Origin of the sequence: Neisseria leonii, from assembly GCF_028776105.2 — a bacterium.
In the GTDB taxonomy this organism is placed as follows: Bacteria; Pseudomonadota; Gammaproteobacteria; order Burkholderiales; family Neisseriaceae; genus Neisseria; species Neisseria leonii.
Genome location: NZ_CP145606.1, coordinates 299,195 through 318,439, shown reverse-complemented (window position 1 = coordinate 318,439; position 19,245 = coordinate 299,195). Strand labels below are relative to the sequence as shown.

Annotated in this window: 21 protein-coding genes; 10 read left to right on the top strand and 11 right to left on the bottom strand. The window is 54.3% G+C overall.

Annotated features, from left to right (window positions below):
- Window positions 1-13: 13 nt before the first annotated feature.
- The 8 genes from ORY85_RS01585 to gatC form a co-directional block, all read right to left on the bottom strand.
- The gene (locus ORY85_RS01585; RefSeq protein ID WP_274572418.1) at window positions 14-829 is read right to left on the bottom strand and encodes a site-specific DNA-methyltransferase; all 816 of its coding nucleotides are present in this window, start codon (window positions 827-829) and stop codon (window positions 14-16) included.
- On the bottom strand, window positions 819-1,634 hold the full coding sequence (locus ORY85_RS01580) for a Dam family site-specific DNA-(adenine-N6)-methyltransferase (RefSeq protein ID WP_274572417.1): 816 nt from the start codon (window positions 1,632-1,634) through the stop codon (window positions 819-821). The genes ORY85_RS01585 and ORY85_RS01580 overlap by 11 nt, the downstream gene beginning before the upstream one ends.
- Before the next feature lie 14 nt (window positions 1,635-1,648).
- The gene (locus ORY85_RS01575; protein WP_274572416.1) at window positions 1,649-2,320 is read right to left on the bottom strand and encodes a histidine phosphatase family protein; all 672 of its coding nucleotides are present in this window, start codon (window positions 2,318-2,320) and stop codon (window positions 1,649-1,651) included.
- A gap of 623 nt (window positions 2,321-2,943) precedes the next feature.
- Window positions 2,944-3,144: an HpaII family restriction endonuclease gene (locus ORY85_RS01570; RefSeq protein WP_274572415.1), complete on the bottom strand. Its 201-nt coding sequence runs from the start codon at window positions 3,142-3,144 to the stop codon at window positions 2,944-2,946.
- 6 nt (window positions 3,145-3,150) lie between these two features.
- Entirely contained in the window at window positions 3,151-3,921 is a 771-nt protein-coding gene (locus ORY85_RS01565) for an HNH endonuclease (RefSeq protein WP_274572414.1), read from the bottom strand.
- A 205-nt stretch (window positions 3,922-4,126) separates the two neighbouring features.
- Window positions 4,127-4,639, bottom strand: a complete 513-nt coding sequence (locus tag ORY85_RS01560) for a very short patch repair endonuclease (RefSeq protein WP_274572413.1) — start codon at window positions 4,637-4,639, stop codon at window positions 4,127-4,129.
- A gap of 67 nt (window positions 4,640-4,706) precedes the next feature.
- Window positions 4,707-6,155, bottom strand: a complete 1,449-nt coding sequence (gene gatA, locus ORY85_RS01555) for an Asp-tRNA(Asn)/Glu-tRNA(Gln) amidotransferase subunit GatA (protein ID WP_274572412.1) — start codon at window positions 6,153-6,155, stop codon at window positions 4,707-4,709.
- An 85-nt stretch (window positions 6,156-6,240) separates the two neighbouring features.
- A complete protein-coding gene (gatC, locus tag ORY85_RS01550; RefSeq protein WP_274572411.1) occupies window positions 6,241-6,531 on the bottom strand; it encodes an Asp-tRNA(Asn)/Glu-tRNA(Gln) amidotransferase subunit GatC in 291 nt (96 codons plus the stop codon).
- 225 nt (window positions 6,532-6,756) lie between these two features.
- On the opposite strand from gatC, the gene ORY85_RS01545 reads away from it, so the two are divergent.
- The 5 genes from ORY85_RS01545 to rodA are packed head-to-tail and all read left to right on the top strand — an operon-like array spanning window position 6,757 to window position 12,309.
- Entirely contained in the window at window positions 6,757-7,797 is a 1,041-nt protein-coding gene (locus ORY85_RS01545) for a rod shape-determining protein (protein WP_274572410.1), read from the top strand.
- Between the two features lie 15 nt (window positions 7,798-7,812).
- Complete coding sequence (gene mreC, locus ORY85_RS01540) at window positions 7,813-8,679, top strand: rod shape-determining protein MreC (RefSeq protein WP_274572409.1); 867 nt, start codon at window positions 7,813-7,815, stop codon at window positions 8,677-8,679.
- On the top strand, window positions 8,676-9,179 hold the full coding sequence (gene mreD / locus ORY85_RS01535) for a rod shape-determining protein MreD (RefSeq protein ID WP_274572408.1): 504 nt from the start codon (window positions 8,676-8,678) through the stop codon (window positions 9,177-9,179). Before mreC ends, mreD begins: the two co-directional genes overlap by 4 nt.
- Entirely contained in the window at window positions 9,176-11,212 is a 2,037-nt protein-coding gene (gene mrdA / locus ORY85_RS01530) for a penicillin-binding protein 2 (RefSeq protein ID WP_274572407.1), read from the top strand. Before mreD ends, mrdA begins: the two co-directional genes overlap by 4 nt.
- Entirely contained in the window at window positions 11,209-12,309 is a 1,101-nt protein-coding gene (gene rodA / locus ORY85_RS01525) for a rod shape-determining protein RodA (RefSeq protein WP_274572406.1), read from the top strand. The genes mrdA and rodA overlap by 4 nt, the downstream gene beginning before the upstream one ends.
- Before the next feature lie 524 nt (window positions 12,310-12,833).
- On the opposite strand, the gene ORY85_RS01520 is transcribed toward rodA, so the two are convergent.
- Window positions 12,834-13,262: a hypothetical protein gene (locus tag ORY85_RS01520; RefSeq protein ID WP_274572405.1), complete on the bottom strand. Its 429-nt coding sequence runs from the start codon at window positions 13,260-13,262 to the stop codon at window positions 12,834-12,836.
- A complete protein-coding gene (locus ORY85_RS01515) occupies window positions 13,255-14,565 on the bottom strand; it encodes a homoserine dehydrogenase (protein WP_274572404.1) in 1,311 nt (436 codons plus the stop codon). Before ORY85_RS01515 ends, ORY85_RS01520 begins: the two co-directional genes overlap by 8 nt.
- A 115-nt stretch (window positions 14,566-14,680) precedes the next feature.
- Here ORY85_RS01515 and ORY85_RS01510 point away from each other — a divergent pair, with 115 nt between their 5' ends.
- The 5 genes from ORY85_RS01510 to ORY85_RS01490 all read left to right on the top strand — a co-directional run bounded on the left by ORY85_RS01510 (window position 14,681) and on the right by ORY85_RS01490 (window position 17,431).
- Complete coding sequence (locus ORY85_RS01510; RefSeq protein ID WP_274572403.1) at window positions 14,681-15,052, top strand: Mth938-like domain-containing protein; 372 nt, start codon at window positions 14,681-14,683, stop codon at window positions 15,050-15,052.
- A 70-nt stretch (window positions 15,053-15,122) separates the two neighbouring features.
- On the top strand, window positions 15,123-15,590 hold the full coding sequence (locus ORY85_RS01505) for a histidine phosphatase family protein (RefSeq protein ID WP_274572402.1): 468 nt from the start codon (window positions 15,123-15,125) through the stop codon (window positions 15,588-15,590).
- 75 nt (window positions 15,591-15,665) lie between these two features.
- Window positions 15,666-15,965 carry an HLGFF motif protein gene (locus tag ORY85_RS01500; protein ID WP_274572401.1) on the top strand — a complete coding sequence of 100 codons (300 nt, stop codon included), beginning with the start codon at window positions 15,666-15,668 and terminating at the stop codon, window positions 15,963-15,965.
- 1 nt (window position 15,966) lies between these two features.
- Window positions 15,967-16,161 carry a cbb3-type cytochrome oxidase assembly protein CcoS gene (gene ccoS / locus ORY85_RS01495; protein WP_274572400.1) on the top strand — a complete coding sequence of 65 codons (195 nt, stop codon included), beginning with the start codon at window positions 15,967-15,969 and terminating at the stop codon, window positions 16,159-16,161.
- The gene (locus ORY85_RS01490) at window positions 16,148-17,431 is read left to right on the top strand and encodes an MFS transporter (protein WP_274572399.1); all 1,284 of its coding nucleotides are present in this window, start codon (window positions 16,148-16,150) and stop codon (window positions 17,429-17,431) included. Before ccoS ends, ORY85_RS01490 begins: the two co-directional genes overlap by 14 nt.
- A 409-nt stretch (window positions 17,432-17,840) precedes the next feature.
- On the opposite strand, the gene ORY85_RS01485 is transcribed toward ORY85_RS01490, so the two are convergent.
- On the bottom strand, window positions 17,841-19,232 hold the full coding sequence (locus tag ORY85_RS01485) for a TolC family protein (RefSeq protein ID WP_274572398.1): 1,392 nt from the start codon (window positions 19,230-19,232) through the stop codon (window positions 17,841-17,843).
- Window positions 19,233-19,245 lie beyond the last annotated feature (13 nt).

The window sequence follows — 19,245 nt, the reverse complement described above, 5'->3', positions numbered from 1 at the left end:
TATTAACGGCAGATTATTCTGCCGTTAATCTTTGCTTTGCCAATTCAAAATAATCCGCCTCCCGCTCGCACCCACAAAAATTCCGTTCATTTTTTAAAGCCGCTATACCCGTCGTTCCGCTCCCCATAAACGGGTCAAAAATCAGATCGCCAATATTAGAAGCCGACTGAATACACCGCTCAACCAAAGCTAACGGTTTTTGCGTGGGATGCCTACCGAATGCTTTTTCCGCTTTACTTGGCGGTGTCATTTGCCAGACACATTTCATCTGTTTATCGCCATTTTGCGCTTTCATCACATCATAATGAAAAGTATGTTTGGCTTTTTTGTTTTTCTTTGCCCATAGCAGTGTTTCTGTGGAATGCGTAAAAAAACGACAAGATAAATTTGGCGGAGGATTGGGCTTTTCCCATGTAATGTTGTTCAAAATATGGTAACCGATGATTTGCATCAGGTAGCCTGTCAAGTAAATATTATGATGCGTCCCACAAACCCAAATTGTACCGTTCGGTTTCAATAATGCATAACACAAGCGTAACCATTCTTCATAAAACTCTGCATCAGCAGATAACCCTTGCGATTTATCCCATTGGCCTTTATTTACCGAAACCATTTGCCCGTTTTGGCAGGTAAAACCATCATTGGATAAAAAATAAGGCGGGTCTGCGAAAATCATGTCAAAACAGCCGTTTGGATATTTATCCAGAATACGGCGCATGACGGTCAAAGCATTCTCGTTATAAATGACAAGACCGTCTGAAACATATTTTTTTAGTCCGGCATAGTAAAGAGCTGCCTCTTCTTTTAACCGGTTAAATTCACTCGCCATATATCGCCAATAATTCGCCTACTTTTTGCCTGCTGCTGCCTTTCGCCGCGATATTTCTTTGAACAGCAACCGTTTCTAAACGCGCATCTTTATAAATTTGTCGGGTAAATGCCGTATCGTGGTTAGAAATCAACACACCTTGCGACTGTTCGGAAGCCTGCTTCGCCGCTAGTGCCAAACGGCTTTGGTCGTCTAAATCAAAACCGCCTTTTGCATACGCCGTAAACGAAGCCGTTTCACTCAACGGCACATAAGGCGGGTCGCAATACACCATATCGTCATCATTGGCCACATCCAAGGCCGTCTGAAAATCGCCGCACAGCAATTCGATACGATGGGCTTTTTCAGTAAATGCCGACATTTCCATTTCAGGAAAATAAGGTGTTTTATACCGCCCGAAAGGCACATTGAAAGCACCTTTGCCGTTATATCTACACAAACCGTTAAACGCATGCCGGTTTAAATAAACAAATAAAGCGCAGCGTTCACTTAATTCCCGGGAGGAATTAAATCTTTCCCGCAATTCGTAAAAGCGGCTTTCCTGATTATTTTCTGCGGTAAAAAACGAACGTGCATAATCAATAAACTGCTGCTTTTCTTCCTTAATCATACGGAACAAGCCAATCAGGTCCGGATTGGTATCGTTCAACAGATAGGCTTCAAAATCCAAAGCCATCGACACGGCAGCAGAACCCGCGAACGGCTCGATCAGGCGTTTTCGGGGCTGCTTGGGCAGATGGTATTCAATAAACGGCACAAGTTTGGACTTGCCGCCGGCCCATTTTAAAAAAGGCTTGTACAACATTTACTTATCTACTTTCAGGCTGCCTGAAATGCGGTTTCCCGATTATCGTCCGTATTGCGGACCTTAGCGATGCTTTCCGTTTTATCATCTATTTGCCACAGATACACATCGGTATTTTTCGGGCGCACCAATAATTCAAATTCGCGGAATTTCTGCATATCCAGGCTGCCTGAATACCGCCCGAGCAACTGCCACAGCAATACGCCAATCCAAAAACCATGCCCGAACACCACATACACGCCGTCGCCCTTTGCGGCAAAACAGCGGCGGATATGGCCGATTTGATTGAAAAATGACGCAAAACTGTCGCAATCTGCGCCATCTCTGAAATCCACATCATTTCGTGCCCAATAGCGTTCCGACTGCATTTTCACATCCTGAAACGTTTTGCCGCAGATATGGGCAAAAGACAGGTAATTGAATTCGTGCAAATCAGGCAGCACAGTAGGCTGCATGTGCATGGCCTGCACATAAGGTTCGGCGGTTTGCCGGGTACGCAAATAAGGCGAAACAAAAATTTCCTGCACATTGTCAACGTGTTCAATCAACCAGGCCGACAACTGCACCGCCTGTTCCCGTCCCAATCCGGTAATGGGAATATCGGCATTGGCGCGGCTCACGGTATCGCTGTCTTTGCCGGCATTGGCAGCACTCTGCGCATGGCGGATCAGGTAGATTTTTTTCATGGCTTTTTGACTCGGCACATCAGTTAGAAAATGCTTTCAGGCTGCCTGAAAACGTTTTTAGGCGGGAGTTTCTGTATGCCAATCGCGCTCCACTGCATTTGGCACCAAACCCAATTTAACCGCCCTTTTACCCCTTGCAGCTCATCACCGGCAATACGTATCTACCGCACCCGCACAAACATTCGGCTCGGCACCGAAAGCGGTTGATGCACCGCTGAAAATTTTGGGTTTAGTGCTCAATTGGATGCGGATTTCCGATTCGGTTGCGGTTTCTCGGGTTATAGGATGCTTCTTTAAAGTAAAACAGTCTGATTAATTAATTGCAAAAACTCCTTTTGCAGACTGAAAAAAGCGGATTTGCCTGAACCGTTTGTCCGAAATACAAACGGCCAGATTACGATTTGGTCTATTCAATTACTTTGATTTCTTGATTTGGATATTTTATCAAATCGCCGTTTCCACGCCGAGATCAAATACCCCATGCGTTTTTGTCGTCCATCATCGCTTTAAACAGTATCTGCATTTGTCGCTGCTGCTCCAAAGCCTTTTCACGTTCCTGCATGAGGTTGCTCTTTCAAGCCGGGGTCTGAAAAATTGCAGACAGCTTCTCTTACTCTGAATTTTCAACTAAACCTGATCTGCAAATTCAGTTTGAGGAAAAATTTGCCGCCGTCTTGATAAATATCACCGAAACCGTGTTTTGATGAACTAGGTGTATCAAACTTTGTGTTCAGGAAAAGATAGTCTTCAAACTGGTTATGGCTGTATAGAATTGGAACGGTTTTTCCGTTTACCTGTTTTAAGCGTTCAAACGAAATAGACATATAGCCTTACCTGGAAACAAAAATATGGGTACGATGATATTCGATAAAAGACAAATCGGGTTCTAACCTTTCAGGCAGCCTTATTGACTTCCCCTCATAAGGCTTAAACATTTTCTCAAAGCCGTCTGAATTTACCTGATGTAATTTAGGGGAGAATATCAGCCTGAAATCGTTTTCCAATGTAAGTAGTCCTCTATCAAATGCTTTATCATGTAAGGCATTTAAGCATAAACCGTTCTTAGGATTTAAACGGTTGGCTTCATCAGATTTCCATGGCTTTATATGGCTGGCAACCAATAATTCAGGTAAATCTATGCCTGTAATACAGCATTGATTGTTATAAGCAGCCAGCACGCTGGCGCGAAAAAAATTTTGGTTGGCACGGACAGATATCATTGCCAAACGTTCTGTATTTTTTATTTTAAAATCAATTTTTTCACAGACAGCCGTATCAAAATTTCTTTTTGCGTCAAATTCAGCCAGAGCAGACTGGAACTCCTTATCTAATTTTTCCCACTGTCCTTCAAACTCCCTCCAAACCATTTCGTCCATTTTACTGCCATTGCTGAGTCCCGAAATATTTTGTGCTTTCAATGTCGGGTCAAAACGTCCTAAATTGCCAATTTTCATTCCCAGCGCAGAAGGCGTTCTGTTAATCAGTGCCGCATAACTTTGAATAGTTTTATTCCCCTTGCTGACTTTTTGAAATGGAATTGTGTAATAAAGATATAGGGCAATCAGGGTTTCTTCTCGTGTCCAGTTTCTTTTTTTCTCCATTTTTTAATTCCAAATTCAGCTTTCCAAAGTTTCAGTTAGCTAGAAAGTCTTTCACAACAACTTCTCGATTTTTTTCATATATTCAGCATTTTCAATAACTAACCTGTTAAAGATAAAATCGTAATCTCGTGCTTCTTTACCCGATGCCGACACAGAAAGCCTGCAAGCGCATTTTAAACATATTTTAGCTGCCTAAAAAATCTTATCAAACTGTTTCAAAAGTTTCTTGTTTATAAGAAAGTCGTTCAAATCGGCCGATTTCAAACCTGCCTGACTTTTTAGTCCATTTTTTCACTCTGTCCGATAACTTCCCATAAACTGCTTCCTGTATCTTTCCGGCAAATATCTGCGGATTTTTCGCAACTTCTTTTCCCCAAAAGCGGAAAATTGTCCACCCTTCGGCTTTCAGACGGCCTGTAACTTCCGCATCACGCTGTATATTCCGCTCTATTTTGGCAATCCAGAATTCTCTGTTGCTTTTGATGTCGGCTTTGCGTATTGCCCAATCTTTTCCGTGCCAGAACTCGCCGTCGACAAAAACGGCAACTTTGTATTTTTTAAAACTGAAATCGGGCTTGCCGAATACGGTTTTGCTGTTTTTCCGATAGCGCAAACCGAGCTGCCACATGGCTTTTGCCAATAAAAGTTCGGGTTTCGTACCCTTGCTTTTATTGGCCTGCATACATCTTCTGCGCTGCTCGGGATTTAATTTGTCCATATGCGGTTTCAAGCCGCCGGAAACCTTTCAGGCGGCCTTTATCGGGTTTCAGGCAGCTTTAACGTTATCACACCGGCGATTGGGTATGCCAATCGCTGTTTAGCTGCATCTGATGCGCCGCGCCCAAAATTTTGGCTTCGCTGAAATGGTTGCCGATCAGCTGCACGCCGACGGGCAGGCCGTCTGAACCGAAACCGGCGGGCAGGGTCAGGGCGGGCAGGCCGGCGAGGTTGACGGCGATGGTGTAGATGTCGCTCAAATAGGCCTGCACCGGATCATGGTTGAGCGTATCCAGTTTCGGCGCGGTGGTAGGGGCGGTGGGGGCGAGGATGATGTCGCACTGTGCAAAGGCCGTCTGAAAATCGTTTGCCACGAGGCGGCGCAGTTTTTGCGCTTTGAGGTAATAGGCATCGTAATAGCCGTGGCTCAGTACATAGGTGCCGATCATGATGCGGCGTTTGACTTCGCTGCCGAAGCCTTCGGCGCGGGTGTTGCCGTACATTTCTTCGAGGTCGCCGAATTGGGCGGCGCGGTGGCCGTAGCGCACGCCGTCGTAGCGGGAAAGGTTGGTGCTGGCTTCGGCGGAGGCGAGTACATAATAGGCGGGAATGGACAGTTCGGTTTGCGGCAGGCTCACGTCCACCATTTCCGCGCCTTGGGCTTTGAGCAGGTCGACGGCTGCCTGCAAGGCTGCCTGAACGTCGGTGCTGTTGCCGCTGCCGAAGTATTCTTTGGGCAGACCGATTTTCAGGCCTTTGAGCGGGGTGTTCAGTTCGCGGGTGTAGTCTTCTTTTTCGCGTTCCAGACTGGTGGAGTCGCGTTCGTCGAAACCGGCCATGGCGTTGAGCAGAATGGCACAGTCTTCGGCGGTTTGCGCCATCGGGCCGGCCTGGTCGAAGCTGGACGCATAAGCCACCATGCCGAAGCGGGATACGGTGCCGTAAGTGGGTTTGATGCCGGTGATGCCGCAATGCGAAGCGGGCTGGCGGATGGAGCCGCCGGTGTCGGAACCGAGCGCGGCGGGTGCGAGCCGTGCGGCCACTACGGCGGCGGAACCGCCCGAGGAGCCGCCGGGCACGTGTTCGATGTTCCACGGGTTTTTAGTCGCGCCGTAAAACGAAGTTTCGTTGGTGGAGCCCATGGCAAATTCGTCCATATTGGCGCGGCCGAGCGTAACCATGCCTTCGTCGAGCAGGTTTTGCACCACGGTGGCGGTATAGGGTGAGACAAAATTGTCGAGCATTTTGGACGAACAGGCGGTACGCCAGCCGGTGTGGCAGAAAATGTCTTTATAGGCAATGGGTACGCCGGTGAGCAGCGTGGCCTGACCCGCCGCAATACGCGCATCGGCGGCTTCGGCTTCGGCCAGCGTTTTGTCTTGGTCCAGCGTGATGTAGGCGTTGATGGCGGGATTCTTGGCATCAATGGCGTTCAGATATTCCTGCGCCAGCTCGACGGCGGAAATCTGTTTGCTGCGCAGCATCTCGCCGGCCTGTTTTAAGGTGTATGCGGTCATATCGGTTTTCCTGCATGGTTTCAGACGGCCTTGTGCGGATTGGGGCCGTCTGAAAATCGGTTTCGGGCAATATTTATGGGCGGAATTATTCTTCGATGACTTGCGGCACGATATACAGGCGGTTGCGCACTTCGGGGGCAACGGCTTGATATTCGGCGGTGCGGTCGGTTTCGGTAACTTGATCTTCGCGCAGGCGCAGGGCGGCTTCGTGCGGGTGCGCCATCGGCTCGACGCCGTCGGTATCCACCGTCTGCATTTTTTCCACCAGCGCGAATACGCTGTTCAACTCGTCCAACATCTTTTCCTGTTCCGCCCCGTTCAAACTCAGGCGGGAAAGGCGGGCGACTTTCGCCACATCGGTTAAGGTTAAGGCCATAAAAAATCCTTAAAAATGGATTAGCAAGCACCCCAATTTAGGGTATCATTGCACGTTATTCGTTTAATCGCCGGATTATAACCGAAAACCCATGCTCCGGCATGGCGTTTTTTCTGCCGTATCCCGTCCCAAGGCCGTCTGAAAACGCGGCTTCGGGCATTCGGACGGGTGGGACGCAAAACGCTCTGCCCGCCCCGTTAGACTCCATCAATCGTAGGAATATTCATGTTTCGCTTTCTTACCCGCTACTTCTCCAATGATTTGGCCATCGACTTGGGCACCGCCAACACCCTGATTTACTCGAAAAGCAAAGGCATCGTGCTCGACGAGCCGTCCGTCGTCGCCATTCAGAACGATGCGGCACACGGCAAAGCCACCATATTGGCAGTGGGCACCGAAGCCAAAAAAATGCTGGGCAAAACCCCGGGCAGCATTCAGGCCATCCGCCCGATGAAGGACGGCGTGATTGCCGACTTCAACGTTACCGAAAAAATGCTCAAACAGTTTATCAAAAAGGTAACCAACAGCCGTTTTGCCGCCAATCCGCGCATCGTCATCTGTGTACCCTGCGGCTCGACACAGGTGGAACGCAAAGCGATACGCGATTCCGCGCTGGCAGCAGGCGCGTCCAGCGTCAATCTGATTGAAGAGCCGATGGCTGCGGCGATTGGTGCCGACCTGCCGATTGAAGATGCCACCGGATCTATGGTGGTCGACATCGGCGGCGGTACCACCGAAGTGGGTGTGATTTCACTCTCCGGCTTGGTTTATTCCCACTCCATCCGCGTCGGCGGCGATGCGTTTGATGAGAGCATCATCAATTATGTCCGCCGCAACTACGGTATGCTGATCGGCGAAGCGACAGCCGAAACCATCAAAACCGCCATCGGCTCGGCCTTCCCCGGGTTGGAAGTCAAAGAAATCGAAGTCAAAGGCCGCAATCTGGCCGAAGGCATTCCGCGCTCGTTCACCATCAGCTCCAACGAAGTTTTGGAAGCCCTGACCGAACCTTTAAACCAAATCGTCCAAGCCGTGAAAAACGCACTGGAACAAACCCCGCCCGAACTGGGCGCAGACATCGCCGAACGCGGACTGGTGCTGACCGGCGGCGGCGCGCTGCTCAAAGGACTGGACCGCCTGCTGGCCGAAGAAACCGGCCTGCCGGTGATGATTGCCGAAGATCCGCTCACCTGCGTGGCACGCGGTTCGGGCAAAGCCTTGGATATGATCGGCAAACTCAATTCCGTATTTGTACAAAACCCGTAATCCTGCGCCGATGCCATGCCCGAAGAACTGAGTTTCACCCACCAGCGCATCCGCCCGGCCAGCAAATTCATCATACTGTCGCTGGTCAGTGCGGCACTGATGATGCTCGATACCCGTTACGATGCCGTGCGCCTGCTCAAAGGCCATGTCGCCACCGCCCTGCAACCGGTGCAGTGGCTCGCCAACCAGCCGGTGCGCCTGTATGATTCCGCAGCCGGATTCTGGCAGGAAAAAAGTGAACTTTTGGCGGAAAACGGCCGTCTGAAAAACGAGAATATCCAATTGCGCACCGCCGCAGGCCAGTCGGCACACCAGGCCCGAGAACTGGCCGAATTGCGGATGTTGCAGGGTTTGCAGAACCAAGGCATTCAGGCCGGTACCGCCGCCGAAATCATTTCCAACGGCCGCGATCCGCTTTCGGACAAAGTCATCATCAACCGGGGCGGCCGCAACGGCGTACGCAACGGCGATGCTGTCATTGACCAGAGCGGGCTGTACGGCCAAGTAACGCGCGTCCAGCCGTTCAGCGCCGAAGTTACCCTGCTGACCAACGGGCAGACCGTCATTCCCGTAATGGTGGCACGCACCGGCGTGCGTACGCTGGTTTACGGCAGCGGCAACCGCCTGAGCCTGCCCTATTTCCCTACCGATGCCGAACTGCTGCCTTCGGATTTCCTGGTTACTTCGGGTTTGGATTCGGTTTATCCCGCAGGCATTCCCGTTGCCCGCGTCCAACAGGCACAGCGCGCTTCCGGTACACCGTACTATCAAGCCGCCGTTTCGCCCGCCGCCCGAATCCGCAGCAGCAAATATCTGCTGGTTCTCCCGCAAACCCAAACGCCCGATACCGGCCCGCCCGCTCCCGAAGCCGCAACCCCATGACTGATTTTGAAGACTTTTACGGCCGGATTCCCAAAAGCCTGATAATCGGCAGTCTCGCCTTTGCCATGCTGCTGGATTTCATACCGCTGCCGCAGGACCTGTTTTTCTGGCTGCCCGACTTGACCGCACTGGTCCTGCTCTATTGGGCCATCAACCGTCCGCGCACCATCGGTATCGGTACCGCATTTGTCTGCGGCCTGCTGATTGATGCGGGTACGGCCGCTCCCTTGGGTATGCACGCGCTGGCCTATATGGCCATGATTTTTGTTACCCAGCAGTATCAGCGGCAAATCCGCCTGCACAGCTATGACTTTCAGGCCGTATCGGTACTGGCGGCTCTGGCGGGCAGTCAGGCCGTCTTAATGCTGGTGCGCCTGTTTGACAGCCACCGGCTGGGCGGTTGGCTGAATTTCACCGGTGCCTTGACCGGCGCGCTGCTGTGGCCGCTGCTCAACAAAATCATGCTGCTCATCCTCAACCTGATTTCCCAACGCCGATGAAAACACTGCGCCAACACCGCCACGCGGCGGGCGACCAAGCCCGCAGCCGTCAGGATTTCCGCCTGCGCCTGATTGCGGCGTTTGCGCTGATTTTCCTGCTATTCGCCGCATTGCTGGCACGTTTCGCGTTTCTGCAAGTTTACAAACACGAAGAATTTACCGCCAAAGCCGCCACCAACCGCATCACCCTGATTCCCACCGCACCGATACGCGGCGAAATATTGGACATAAACGGCGTGGTGCTGGCGCACAACTATCCGGCCTATTCGCTGGAAATCGTCCCCAGCCGGATTGAAGGCAAAATCGACGATACCGTCAACCGGCTCAAATCCTATGTCGATATCGGCGAAACCGATATGCGCAATTTCAAACGCTTCCGCGCCAATTCCCGTGCCCACGAAACCGTACCGCTCAAACTCAAACTCACCTCCGACGAAGCCTCCCGCCTGGCTGCCCAACTCTACCGCTTTCCCGGAGTGGAAATCAATGCGCGTACGTTCCGCGAATACCCCTACGGCGAACTGACCGCCCATTTTCTCGGCTACATCGGCCGCATCAGCGACCGCGATCAGGAAAAACTGCGCGAGGAGGGGCTGACCGCGCTTTACCGGGGCAGCACCCACATCGGCAAATCGGGGCTGGAAAATTACTACGAACGCCAACTGCACGGCCTGCCCGGCTATCAGGAGGTGGAGAAAGATGCCGGCGGCAACATCGTGCGCGTCCTGAAAACCGTACCGGCCAAAACCGGCCAAACCCTGCGCCTGGCCATGGATATCCGCCTGCAACAGGAAGCAGCCCGCCTGATGGCGGGCAAGCGGGGAGCCATAGTTGCCATCGATCCGCAAAGCGGCGGCGTTCTGGCCTTTATTTCCAATCCGTCTTTCAATCCGAACCTGTTTATCGACGGCATCGACAGCGAAAGTTGGAAAAACCTCAACGAAGACTGGCAGCGCCCGTTAATCAACCGCGTTACCCAAGGCCTCTACCCGCCCGGTTCGACATTCAAACCGTTTATCGGCATGGCCCTGCTCGAAAGCGGAGTCATCGGCCAGAACACGGTTTACCCGGCACCCGGCGCATGGAGCATTCCCGGCACCCGCCACCTGTTCCGCGATTCGGTGCGCAGCGGCCACGGTTCGGCCAATTTGAGCAAAGCCATTCAGGTTTCTTCCGATACGTTTTTCTACCGTCTGGGCTATGAAAGCGGCATCAACCGCCTGCGTCCCTATCTGGCCGGTTTCGGTCTGGGCGAACAGACCGGCATCGACCTGCCCAACGAATACCGGGGCGTACTGCCCTCGCCCGAATGGAAGGAAAAACGGTTTGCCCGTCTGCCGCCCGCACGCCGCCGCTGGAATGCGGCCGAAATGGTACCGGTCAGTATCGGGCAGGGCTACAATGCCTACACGCCTTTGCAGATGGCGCATGCCACCGCCACTTTGGCCAACGACGGCGTGGTTTACCGCCCCCATCTGGTCAAAGAACTGCTGGATCACAACAGCCGCCTGATTACCCTGATTGACCCCAAACCCGTACGCACCCTGCCGTACAGCCGCAGCAATTTCGAATACATCAAACAGTCGATGGTCAAAGTTCTGCGGCCGGGCGGTACCGCCTACCGTATCGGCGCCGGCCTGCAATACGGCATGGGCGGCAAAACCGGCACCGCCCAAGTGGTACAGATTGCCCAAGGCAAAACCTACAACGCCGCCGCGCTGGCCGAACAATACCGCGACCATGCCTGGTTTATCTCATTCGCACCGGTAGAAAAGCCGAAAATTGCCGTGGCCGTGATTCTGGAAAACGGCGGCTGGGGAGCCAATGCCGCACCGCTGGCACGTCATCTGAGCGACTATTATCTTTTGAAACTGGCCGGCGGCGAAAACCGCAATATCCCCGCCGCACCGGTGCGTTACAGCACCGCCAACCCGCTGCTGGAAAATCAGACGGCCAAAAATACGGCCGAGCCGCCGTTTGCCCGCGCCTACCGTGCCGCCGCCGAAAACGCCGCTTCCGAAAGTACCCGATGAACGACTATCCCCTGCTGCGCAAAATCAAGCATTTCGTTTGGGACAGCATGGACGCATGGCTGTTCTACGCCATGCTCACCATCTACATCATGAGCCTGTTCCTGCTCTACTCCGCAGACGGCCAGCAGGTCGGCCAATTGGAAAACAAAACCCTGCATACCGTACTGGGCTTTATCCTGCTGTGGATCATCGCCAATGTGCGTCCGCAGATTCTGGCCAACTTCGCCCCGCCCGTTTATCTGCTCGGCGTGGTTTTACTGGTATTGGTCGAACTGGTGGGCATCACGGTAAACGGTTCGCAACGCTGGCTCAACTTGGGTATTATCCGTCTGCAACCTTCCGAAATCATGAAAATCGCCCTGCCGATGATGATTGCGTGGTATTTCCAGAAATACGAACTGAACCTGCGCTGGTATCACTATCTCGGCGCCATCATACTGATTCTGATTCCCGGCGCACTGATTCTGAAACAGCCCGATTTGGGCACGGCTACGCTGATTATGGCTTCCGGCCTGTTCGTCGTCTTTTTCGCCGGTCTGCCGTGGAAAGCGATTTTCGCCGCCGCTGCTGCTTTTCTCGCCGCGCTGCCGCTGATTTGGAACTACGGCATGCACGACTACCAGAAAACCCGCGTGCTGACCCTGCTCGATCCGTCCAAAGACCCGCTCGGCGCGGGCTACCACATTATCCAATCCATGATTGCCATCGGCTCGGGCGGCATCTGGGGCAAAGGCTGGCTCAACGGTACGCAAACCCATCTGGACTATATCCCCGAAGCCACCACCGACTTTATTTTCGCCGTTTACGGCGAAGAGTTCGGCCTGATCGGCAATATCCTGCTGCTGGCGATTTATCTGGTCATTCTCGGCCGCGGCCTCTACATCGCCGCACAGGCATCCACGCTTTACAGCCGCACGCTGGCCGGCGCACTGACCATGACTTTTTTCTGCTACGTCTTCGTCAATATGGGCATGGTCAGCGGCATTCTGCCCGTTGTCGGCGTACCGCTGCCCCTGGTCAGCTACGGCGGTACAGCCACCCTGTCGATTATGGTCATTCTCGCGCTTCTGATGGGCATCGCCAACCAGAAACGCTGAATATAAGCCCCGCACATCAAAAGGCCGTCTGAAATCCGTTATATTTCTTTCGGGATACCGTCGGATTCGGGCGTCAAACCTTGACCACAGTATCCGCCGATGTCCGATTGAAAAATCCGGCCTGCTTTTGAACGTAAACCGGATACCCGTATCCGAAAAATACGGAATCAACCGCCACATGCTCTCAGAATTCAAATCGGATTCAATCATCCAACCAACCTAGTCTTTCCCGAAACAGAAAGACAATTTTACTGATAACCGAAGCACATCAGCCGGACAAACGCCTCAAAAGGCCGTCTGAAAACCGCCATCTGCATTTTCAGACGGCCGCAGTGCCGGAGCGGATTCTCAATCCGGCACCCAAGCGGCAACCGCCATACCGCGCACCAGGCCCGGGCAGATGGGCAGGAAAACCGATACCGCCGACAGCCATGGCAGCATACTAAACTGCCACAGAAAAGGCCGTCTGAAAACGGCATACCCGCGTTTTCAGACGGCCTCATCCAACAAACAGCGGTTTCCGGCTACTTCCCGCCCAATTGCGCCATACACTGCCGGTCGCGCGCTTCAAAAGCCGCCGCACCGCCGAGCAAATCCAGCTGCTGTTGCGGATTCAGGCTGCCCAGGGATTTAATCTGCCCGTCGGTCAGCCTGTCCAACGGTTTATCCCACATACACACGCAGTAATCGGCCACAGCACGGCTCTGCTGTTGTTCGCCGATGCCCAAACGCGCACTTTCCTGCTGCCATTTCCCGGACAGCGGCACATTTTTGATACACGAATCCACCACTGCGGCCTTGGCCTTGGGCTTGTCCATGGCGCATTGCGACAAAAAGAAGAAACCGGCAAACATCAGCGCAATCACCCACAGCCAGATGCGGACAGTGCGGATTTTGGCTTTACTGCGCTTTGCAGCCGCCTGATGCTCCCCGCTTTTCTGCATATCAGCCATTCAGTGCCTCCATGCGGATCATCACCACCGGTTCGCTCACACTGGCCAATGCCTCCACTTCGGCAATCGCCGCCTTCATCTGTTTTTCCACCGTGCTGTGGGTCAGAATCACGATTTCGGCCTTACTGCCGTCAATCACACCTTTCTGAATCAGTGCCTCGATCGAAATTTCCTGCTTGGCCAGCAGGGAAGCGATATTGCCCAGCACGCCCGGTTTGTCCTCGGCCTGCACGCGCAGATAATAGCTGCTGGTAATCTCGTCCATCGGCAGCATCGTGAGCGGCTGCACGCCCTGCGGGTGGAAGGCCAGATACGGCACACGGTTTTGCACACCGGCGTCCATCAGGCGGCAGATGTCGACAATATCGGCCACCACCGCGCTGGCCGTGGGCAGCGCGCCCGCACCGGGGCCGTAATACAGGGTTTCGCCCACCATATCGGCCTGCACCCGCACAGCGTTCATCACACCGTTGACATTGGCAATCAGACGGCATTCGGGCACCAGCGTCGGGTGGACGCGCAACTCGATGCCTTTTTCGGTTTTGCGCGTGATGCCCAACAGCTTGATGCGGTAGCCCAACTCTTCGGCATACTTGATATCGCGGCTGTCCAGCCTGCTGATGCCTTCCAGATAGCAGGCAGAAAAATTGACCGGCGTACCGAAAGCCAGCGCGCTCATGATGGTGATTTTATGCCCCGCATCGTGGCCTTCGATATCGAAAGTCGGATCCGCTTCGGCATACCCCAAAGCCTGCGCCTCTTTCAGCACATCGACAAACGCGCTGCCTTTTTCCCGCATTTCGCTCAAAATAAAATTGCTCGTGCCGTTGATGATGCCGGCAATCGAACGGATATTGTTGGCGGCCAAGCCCTCGCGCAGGGCTTTGATAATCGGAATCCCGCCCGCCACGGCCGCCTCAAACTGCACCATCACATTTTTGGCTTCGGCGCGGGCAAAAATCTCATTGCCGTATTCGGCCAACAGTTTTTTATTGGCCGTAACCACATGCTTGCCGTTTTCAATCGCTTCCAGAACCAAATCTTTGGCGATTTCCGTACCGCCGAACAGCTCGGCCACAATATCGATACCCTCATGGCGCACCACCTCGAACGGGTCATCGGTAATCAGCGTATCCGCACCGCACAGCGCGCGCGCCTTTTGCGCATCGCGGGTGGATACGGCCGCCACCTTCACATCGCGCCCCAAGCGGCGGCTGATCTCCGCCGCATTGCGCCGCAACACCTCCACCGTGCCGCCGCCTACTGTGCCCAAACCCAAAATACCGATATTGACAGGCTTCATCGTGCCTCCTTGTTAAGCCGTTGCGGATTGGTTAAACTGCTAACCAAAAGGCACAATCCTACCCGAATTGGCCTGATTTTGCACCTGGATTTACGGCAGAGCGAAAGAAACCCATATGGATTTTGCAGAAACCCGCCCCGAAGGCGTGCTGTCGGCCGAATACGGCGGCGAAGGCCGTCTGAATATCGGCGGCCGCGAATATACCCACCCCGTCGGCTTGATCGGAACCGACTGTTTCGCGCTGGCCGAAGATTCGCCGCTGCAATGCTCTGCCGACTCGTTCGCCCCCTATTTCGCCCGATACGGCAGACCCGAAATTATCCTGCTCGGCACAGGCAGCCGCCAGCTTTTTCCCAACCCGCAAACTATGGCCGCACTGGCCGCCCAAGGCGTCGGCCTCGAAGCCATGAGTACCCCCGCCGCCTGCCGCACACTGCTGCTTTTGCAAAGCGAAGGGCGCAGAGTGTGGGCGTGGCTGTGGCCTTGATTTCCGTTTTCTTGATTTCCATTTTTCAGACGGCCTCACCGGCCATTTTGACATTTTACAAAGGTAGTTTATGAACCTGATTCTCTGGCGGCATGCCCAAGCCGAATACCGCGACGGACCCGACCTCGCCCGCCTGCTGACCGCCCACGGCCACCGCCAGGCCGAACATACCGCCCGCTGGCTGCGCCCGCTGCTGCCCGACAGCGCGGAAATCTGGGTTTCCGAAGCGGCGCGCAGCCAGCAGACCGCCGCCTATCTGAACCCCGAATATGCGGTTTCCCCGCTGCTCAACCCCGATGCCGACCCCGAAAATATCATGCTGCTGCTGGCTGCTGCGGCAGAAAAATCCACCGTCGTCATCGTCGGCCACCAGCCGTGGATCGGCGCTTTGTGTGCCTGTCTGCTGAACGGCGGCACTCCGGCCGAATCGTGGCCGGTGAAAAAAAGCGGCGTGTGGTGGTTCAACGTCAAACACACGCCGGACGGCCTGCACGCCAAGCTCAAAGCCGCGATGACACCCGCCGTCCTCGGCATTTGATCGGCACACTTTGCGCCACCGGCCAAACCTGTTAGCATGGCCGGCATCGATACTTCTATATTTCGCAAAACCGCCATGCACTATTTCAGCCTGCACAGCCAAAACGGCAGCCATCTGGGTTTTCTGATTATGCTGCCCGACGACGAAAGCGGCCGCCTGCCGCAATCCGGCCGTCTGGCTTTCAAACTCGAAAACACACCCGAAGCCGCACCGCTGGCTCCTTATCAAGGGCTGGAAACGCCGCTCTACTGGCAGGTGGAAAACGGCGAAACCGTGCTCTCGGACGGCGGAAACACCATCGGCCGCATCCGTCAAGAATGGCTGACGGTCGGCGGGCACACCTTTACCCTGAACGATCTTGCAGGAAGCCTTTGACATGGAAAGCCTGTTTATCCTGATTCCCATCAGCATTGTGCTGGCGGCCGTGATTATTTATTTCTTCTGGTGGTCGGGCAAAAACGGCCAGTTCGACGATTTGGAAGGCCCCGCCCACCGCATTCTGATGGACGACGACAACACTTTTACCGCCGAAACGCCGCCGCAAACGAAAGACCGCGATGCGCTTTCCTGATCTCGCTTTTGCCACAAGCCGCCGTTTCGCGCCACTGTTTGCCACCCAGTTTCTCGGCGCATTCAACGACAATCTGTTTAAAACCGCCCTGTTCGTCATGATCAGCTATCACGGCTTGGGTGCGGACAGTATTCTGCCGCCCGGCCAAATGCTCAATCTGGGCGCGCTGCTGTTTATCCTGCCCTATTTCCTGTTTTCTGCGGTTTCCGGCCAAATCAGCACCCGTTTTGACAAAGCGAAAACCGCCAAAGCGGTCAAAATGCTCGAAATCGCGATTATGCTGATAGCGGCCTACGGCTTTGCCGTACAGTCTTCCTTCATACTGCTGGCCATGCTGTTCTGCATGGGCACGCAATCCACCCTGTTCGGCCCGCTCAAATATGCCGTGCTGCCCGATTATTTGCGCCCGAACGAATTGATGATGGGCAACAGCCTGATTGAATCGGGAACCTTTCTTGCTATTTTGTCCGGCCAGATTTTGGGTACGCTCATGGCGGGCGCACCGGTATGGCTGGTAGGCTCGCTGGTGGTACTGGTAGCGGTGCTCGGCGCGGCCGCCAGCCTGCTGATGCCGTCTGTTGCGCCGAAAAACCCGCATCAGCCGATTGAAGCCGATATCGTGCGTTCCACCCGCCGCCTGCTGCGCGATACCTTTGCCCAACGCGAACTGGGCAGCGCAATCATCGGCATTTCGTGGTTTTGGCTGGTCGGCGCGGTGTATACCACCCAACTGCCCACGTTCACCCAAATCCATTTAGGCGGCAACGAACACGTTTTCAACCTGATGCTGGCTTTGTTTTCCGTCGGCATTGCGGCCGGCTCGGTTTCGTGCAGCCGGTTCAGCCGCCATACGGTCAAACTGCCGCTGGTCAGCCTCGGCGCACTCGGCCTGACGGTATTCGGCGTGTGGCTGGTGTGGCTGACGCGCGATCTGCATTTTACCGACACCGTCGGCTTGGGCGGTTTTCTCGCACAGGGGTTTGCCTATCCGGTGATGCTCTGCATTGCGGGCATCGGCTTTTTCGGCGGTTTTTTCTCCGTGCCGCTCTACACTTGGCTGCAAACCGCCAGCAGCGATGCCTTCCGCGCCCATGCCGTAGCGGCCAACAACATCGTCAACGGCCTGTTTATGGTGGCGGCCGCCATGGCCAGCGCACTGCTGCTGTGGGTGTCCGACAGCATTCTGCTGCTCTACCTGCTCACCGCCTTGGGCAACCTGCCCCTGATACTCTGTTTAATCAAACGCGAACCGCGCTTCGCCAGCCGGTAGGGCGGATACCGGTATCCGACAATCCCATATCTCAATCCGGCACGTATTTATCTCTGTCGTGTCAGATTCAAGAATCCGACCTACGAATCGTTCTATTTCCGCATAAACCGTTTTTGTCAGACTTCACCGTAGGTCGGATACTCGTATCCGACATTCAATATTCGGCACATATCGACCGGCCGCCTGCGTCGGATTCAAGAATCCGACCTACGCTTTTTGAATTTTTGTAGGTCGGATATTCATATCCGACAACCCACACCTCAATCCGGCATAATTTATCTCTGTATCTCTGTCGGATTCAAGAATCCGACAGAGATACTACGCAAACCGCGCCCCGCTGCAAATAAGGCCGTCTGAACATGCCGCGTGGTTTTGCGGTTTTCAGACGGCCTGGGCTTTCGGCGGTACTTTATTTCGGCGTATAGCGTCCCGCCATGGCTTTGTACACCATATTGGCATACTTCAAACGCTCGTAGCGTGCCGACAACAGGTTCTGCGCGCTGTCTTCTTCGCCGTTGCGCGCGCCCAGCCAATCAGACAGGGAATTTTTGCCGTAACGGTAGCGCGCTTCGTAATAGCGGCTGTTTTTCTGTGCCAATACGAGGGCTTGGCGCAGATTGGTTTCGTTGGCTCGGTTGATGCGGTATTGGCGGTAATAGCCGTCCACTTCGTTCAACGCGGCGGTCAGTGTCTGCTCGAAGCTCAGCCGTGCCGATTCAAATTCGGCTTCGGCCGTTTTATCCTGCCATTTGAGCGTATTCCATGCCAGAAACGGCAGATTGACCTGCACACTGCCGCCCAGAAACGGTACATCGAATACAGCACCCGCACTGTTGGCGGAAGCACTCAGCCCCGCACCCACGGTAATCGTCGGAAACCAGCTGCGGTATTGTGCTTCCTGATTGCTCAATGCCGCCTGCAAACGGTATTCCGCCGCGCGCACATCGGGGCGGTTGGCCAATACGCTGAGAGGTACGTCCAAATCCACTTCGGGTATGCTTTCCGGCAGACGCACGGCCGCTTCGTCCAGCGGCAGCGGTTCATCGGGCGGCAGATTCAGCAGGTTGCGCAAAGTCTGTACCACCGCGTTGCGGCTGCTCTGCAGGCTCAGAATCTGATTTTGCGCCGCCAGTTCCGAACGGGCGGCCTGTGCGGGGTCGGCCGACGAAACCTTACCGTGGCGGTATTGTGCCTGCGCGATGCGGCCGATTTCGCGGTAATGCGCCAAAGACTGTTCTGCCAGCGCGATGCGCGCATTCAGGTAGCCCAGATGGAAATAGGCATCACTGACATTATTCATCAGCGTCAGCCGTACATTGGCCAAATCTTCCTGTCCGGCCCGGTATGCCCACACCTGCGCATCGGCCTGCGCACTCAGTTTCCGCCACAAATCCAGTTCATAACTCAAACCGAGCTGGCTGCTGAACGTCCGGCTGCTGCTGCCGCTGTCGAGGTTGCGCGAAACAGACACACCGGCCGAACCGTTGAATGCAGGCACCAGTTTCGCCCCCAAAATATTGGCCTGGTAAAGCGCGCGGTTTACCGAAACGGCCGCCTGGCGCAAATCGATATTGTCCGCCAATGCCCGCGCCAACAGTTGGTCCAACTGCGGGTCGCGGTAAATCTGCCACCATTGGCCGTTGATGTCGTACTGTTCTGCGGCCGCCTGCACACCTGTCAGACGCGGATGGGTTTCGGCACGCCATTCGGGCTGAGGAGAAACCGTGGCGGCACAGCCCGCCAGCAAGCCGGCAGCCGTCAAAGACAATACGCGGTACACAAAAGGAATTCGGTCAGACATATTTTTTCCTGTT

Bases quoted from the DNA above. Each gene is read 5' to 3' on its own strand.
- ORY85_RS01585 (WP_274572418.1), bottom strand. From the start codon at position 829: ATGGCGAGTGAATTTAACCGGTTAAAAGAAGAGGCAGCTCTTTACTAT.
- ORY85_RS01580 (WP_274572417.1), bottom strand. From the start codon at position 1,634: ATGTTGTACAAGCCTTTTTTAAAATGGGCCGGCGGCAAGTCCAAACTT.
- ORY85_RS01575 (WP_274572416.1), bottom strand. From the start codon at position 2,320: ATGAAAAAAATCTACCTGATCCGCCATGCGCAGAGTGCTGCCAATGCC.
- ORY85_RS01570 (WP_274572415.1), bottom strand. From the start codon at position 3,144: ATGTCTATTTCGTTTGAACGCTTAAAACAGGTAAACGGAAAAACCGTT.
- ORY85_RS01565 (WP_274572414.1), bottom strand. From the start codon at position 3,921: ATGGAGAAAAAAAGAAACTGGACACGAGAAGAAACCCTGATTGCCCTA.
- ORY85_RS01560 (WP_274572413.1), bottom strand. From the start codon at position 4,639: ATGGACAAATTAAATCCCGAGCAGCGCAGAAGATGTATGCAGGCCAAT.
- gatA (WP_274572412.1), bottom strand. From the start codon at position 6,155: ATGACCGCATACACCTTAAAACAGGCCGGCGAGATGCTGCGCAGCAAA.
- gatC (WP_274572411.1), bottom strand. From the start codon at position 6,531: ATGGCCTTAACCTTAACCGATGTGGCGAAAGTCGCCCGCCTTTCCCGC.
- ORY85_RS01545 (WP_274572410.1), top strand. From the start codon at position 6,757: ATGTTTCGCTTTCTTACCCGCTACTTCTCCAATGATTTGGCCATCGAC.
- mreC (WP_274572409.1), top strand. From the start codon at position 7,813: ATGCCCGAAGAACTGAGTTTCACCCACCAGCGCATCCGCCCGGCCAGC.
- mreD (WP_274572408.1), top strand. From the start codon at position 8,676: ATGACTGATTTTGAAGACTTTTACGGCCGGATTCCCAAAAGCCTGATA.
- mrdA (WP_274572407.1), top strand. From the start codon at position 9,176: ATGAAAACACTGCGCCAACACCGCCACGCGGCGGGCGACCAAGCCCGC.
- rodA (WP_274572406.1), top strand. From the start codon at position 11,209: ATGAACGACTATCCCCTGCTGCGCAAAATCAAGCATTTCGTTTGGGAC.
- ORY85_RS01520 (WP_274572405.1), bottom strand. From the start codon at position 13,262: ATGGCTGATATGCAGAAAAGCGGGGAGCATCAGGCGGCTGCAAAGCGC.
- ORY85_RS01515 (WP_274572404.1), bottom strand. From the start codon at position 14,565: ATGAAGCCTGTCAATATCGGTATTTTGGGTTTGGGCACAGTAGGCGGC.
- ORY85_RS01510 (WP_274572403.1), top strand. From the start codon at position 14,681: ATGGATTTTGCAGAAACCCGCCCCGAAGGCGTGCTGTCGGCCGAATAC.
- ORY85_RS01505 (WP_274572402.1), top strand. From the start codon at position 15,123: ATGAACCTGATTCTCTGGCGGCATGCCCAAGCCGAATACCGCGACGGA.
- ORY85_RS01500 (WP_274572401.1), top strand. From the start codon at position 15,666: ATGCACTATTTCAGCCTGCACAGCCAAAACGGCAGCCATCTGGGTTTT.
- ccoS (WP_274572400.1), top strand. From the start codon at position 15,967: ATGGAAAGCCTGTTTATCCTGATTCCCATCAGCATTGTGCTGGCGGCC.
- ORY85_RS01490 (WP_274572399.1), top strand. From the start codon at position 16,148: ATGCGCTTTCCTGATCTCGCTTTTGCCACAAGCCGCCGTTTCGCGCCA.
- ORY85_RS01485 (WP_274572398.1), bottom strand. From the start codon at position 19,232: ATGTCTGACCGAATTCCTTTTGTGTACCGCGTATTGTCTTTGACGGCT.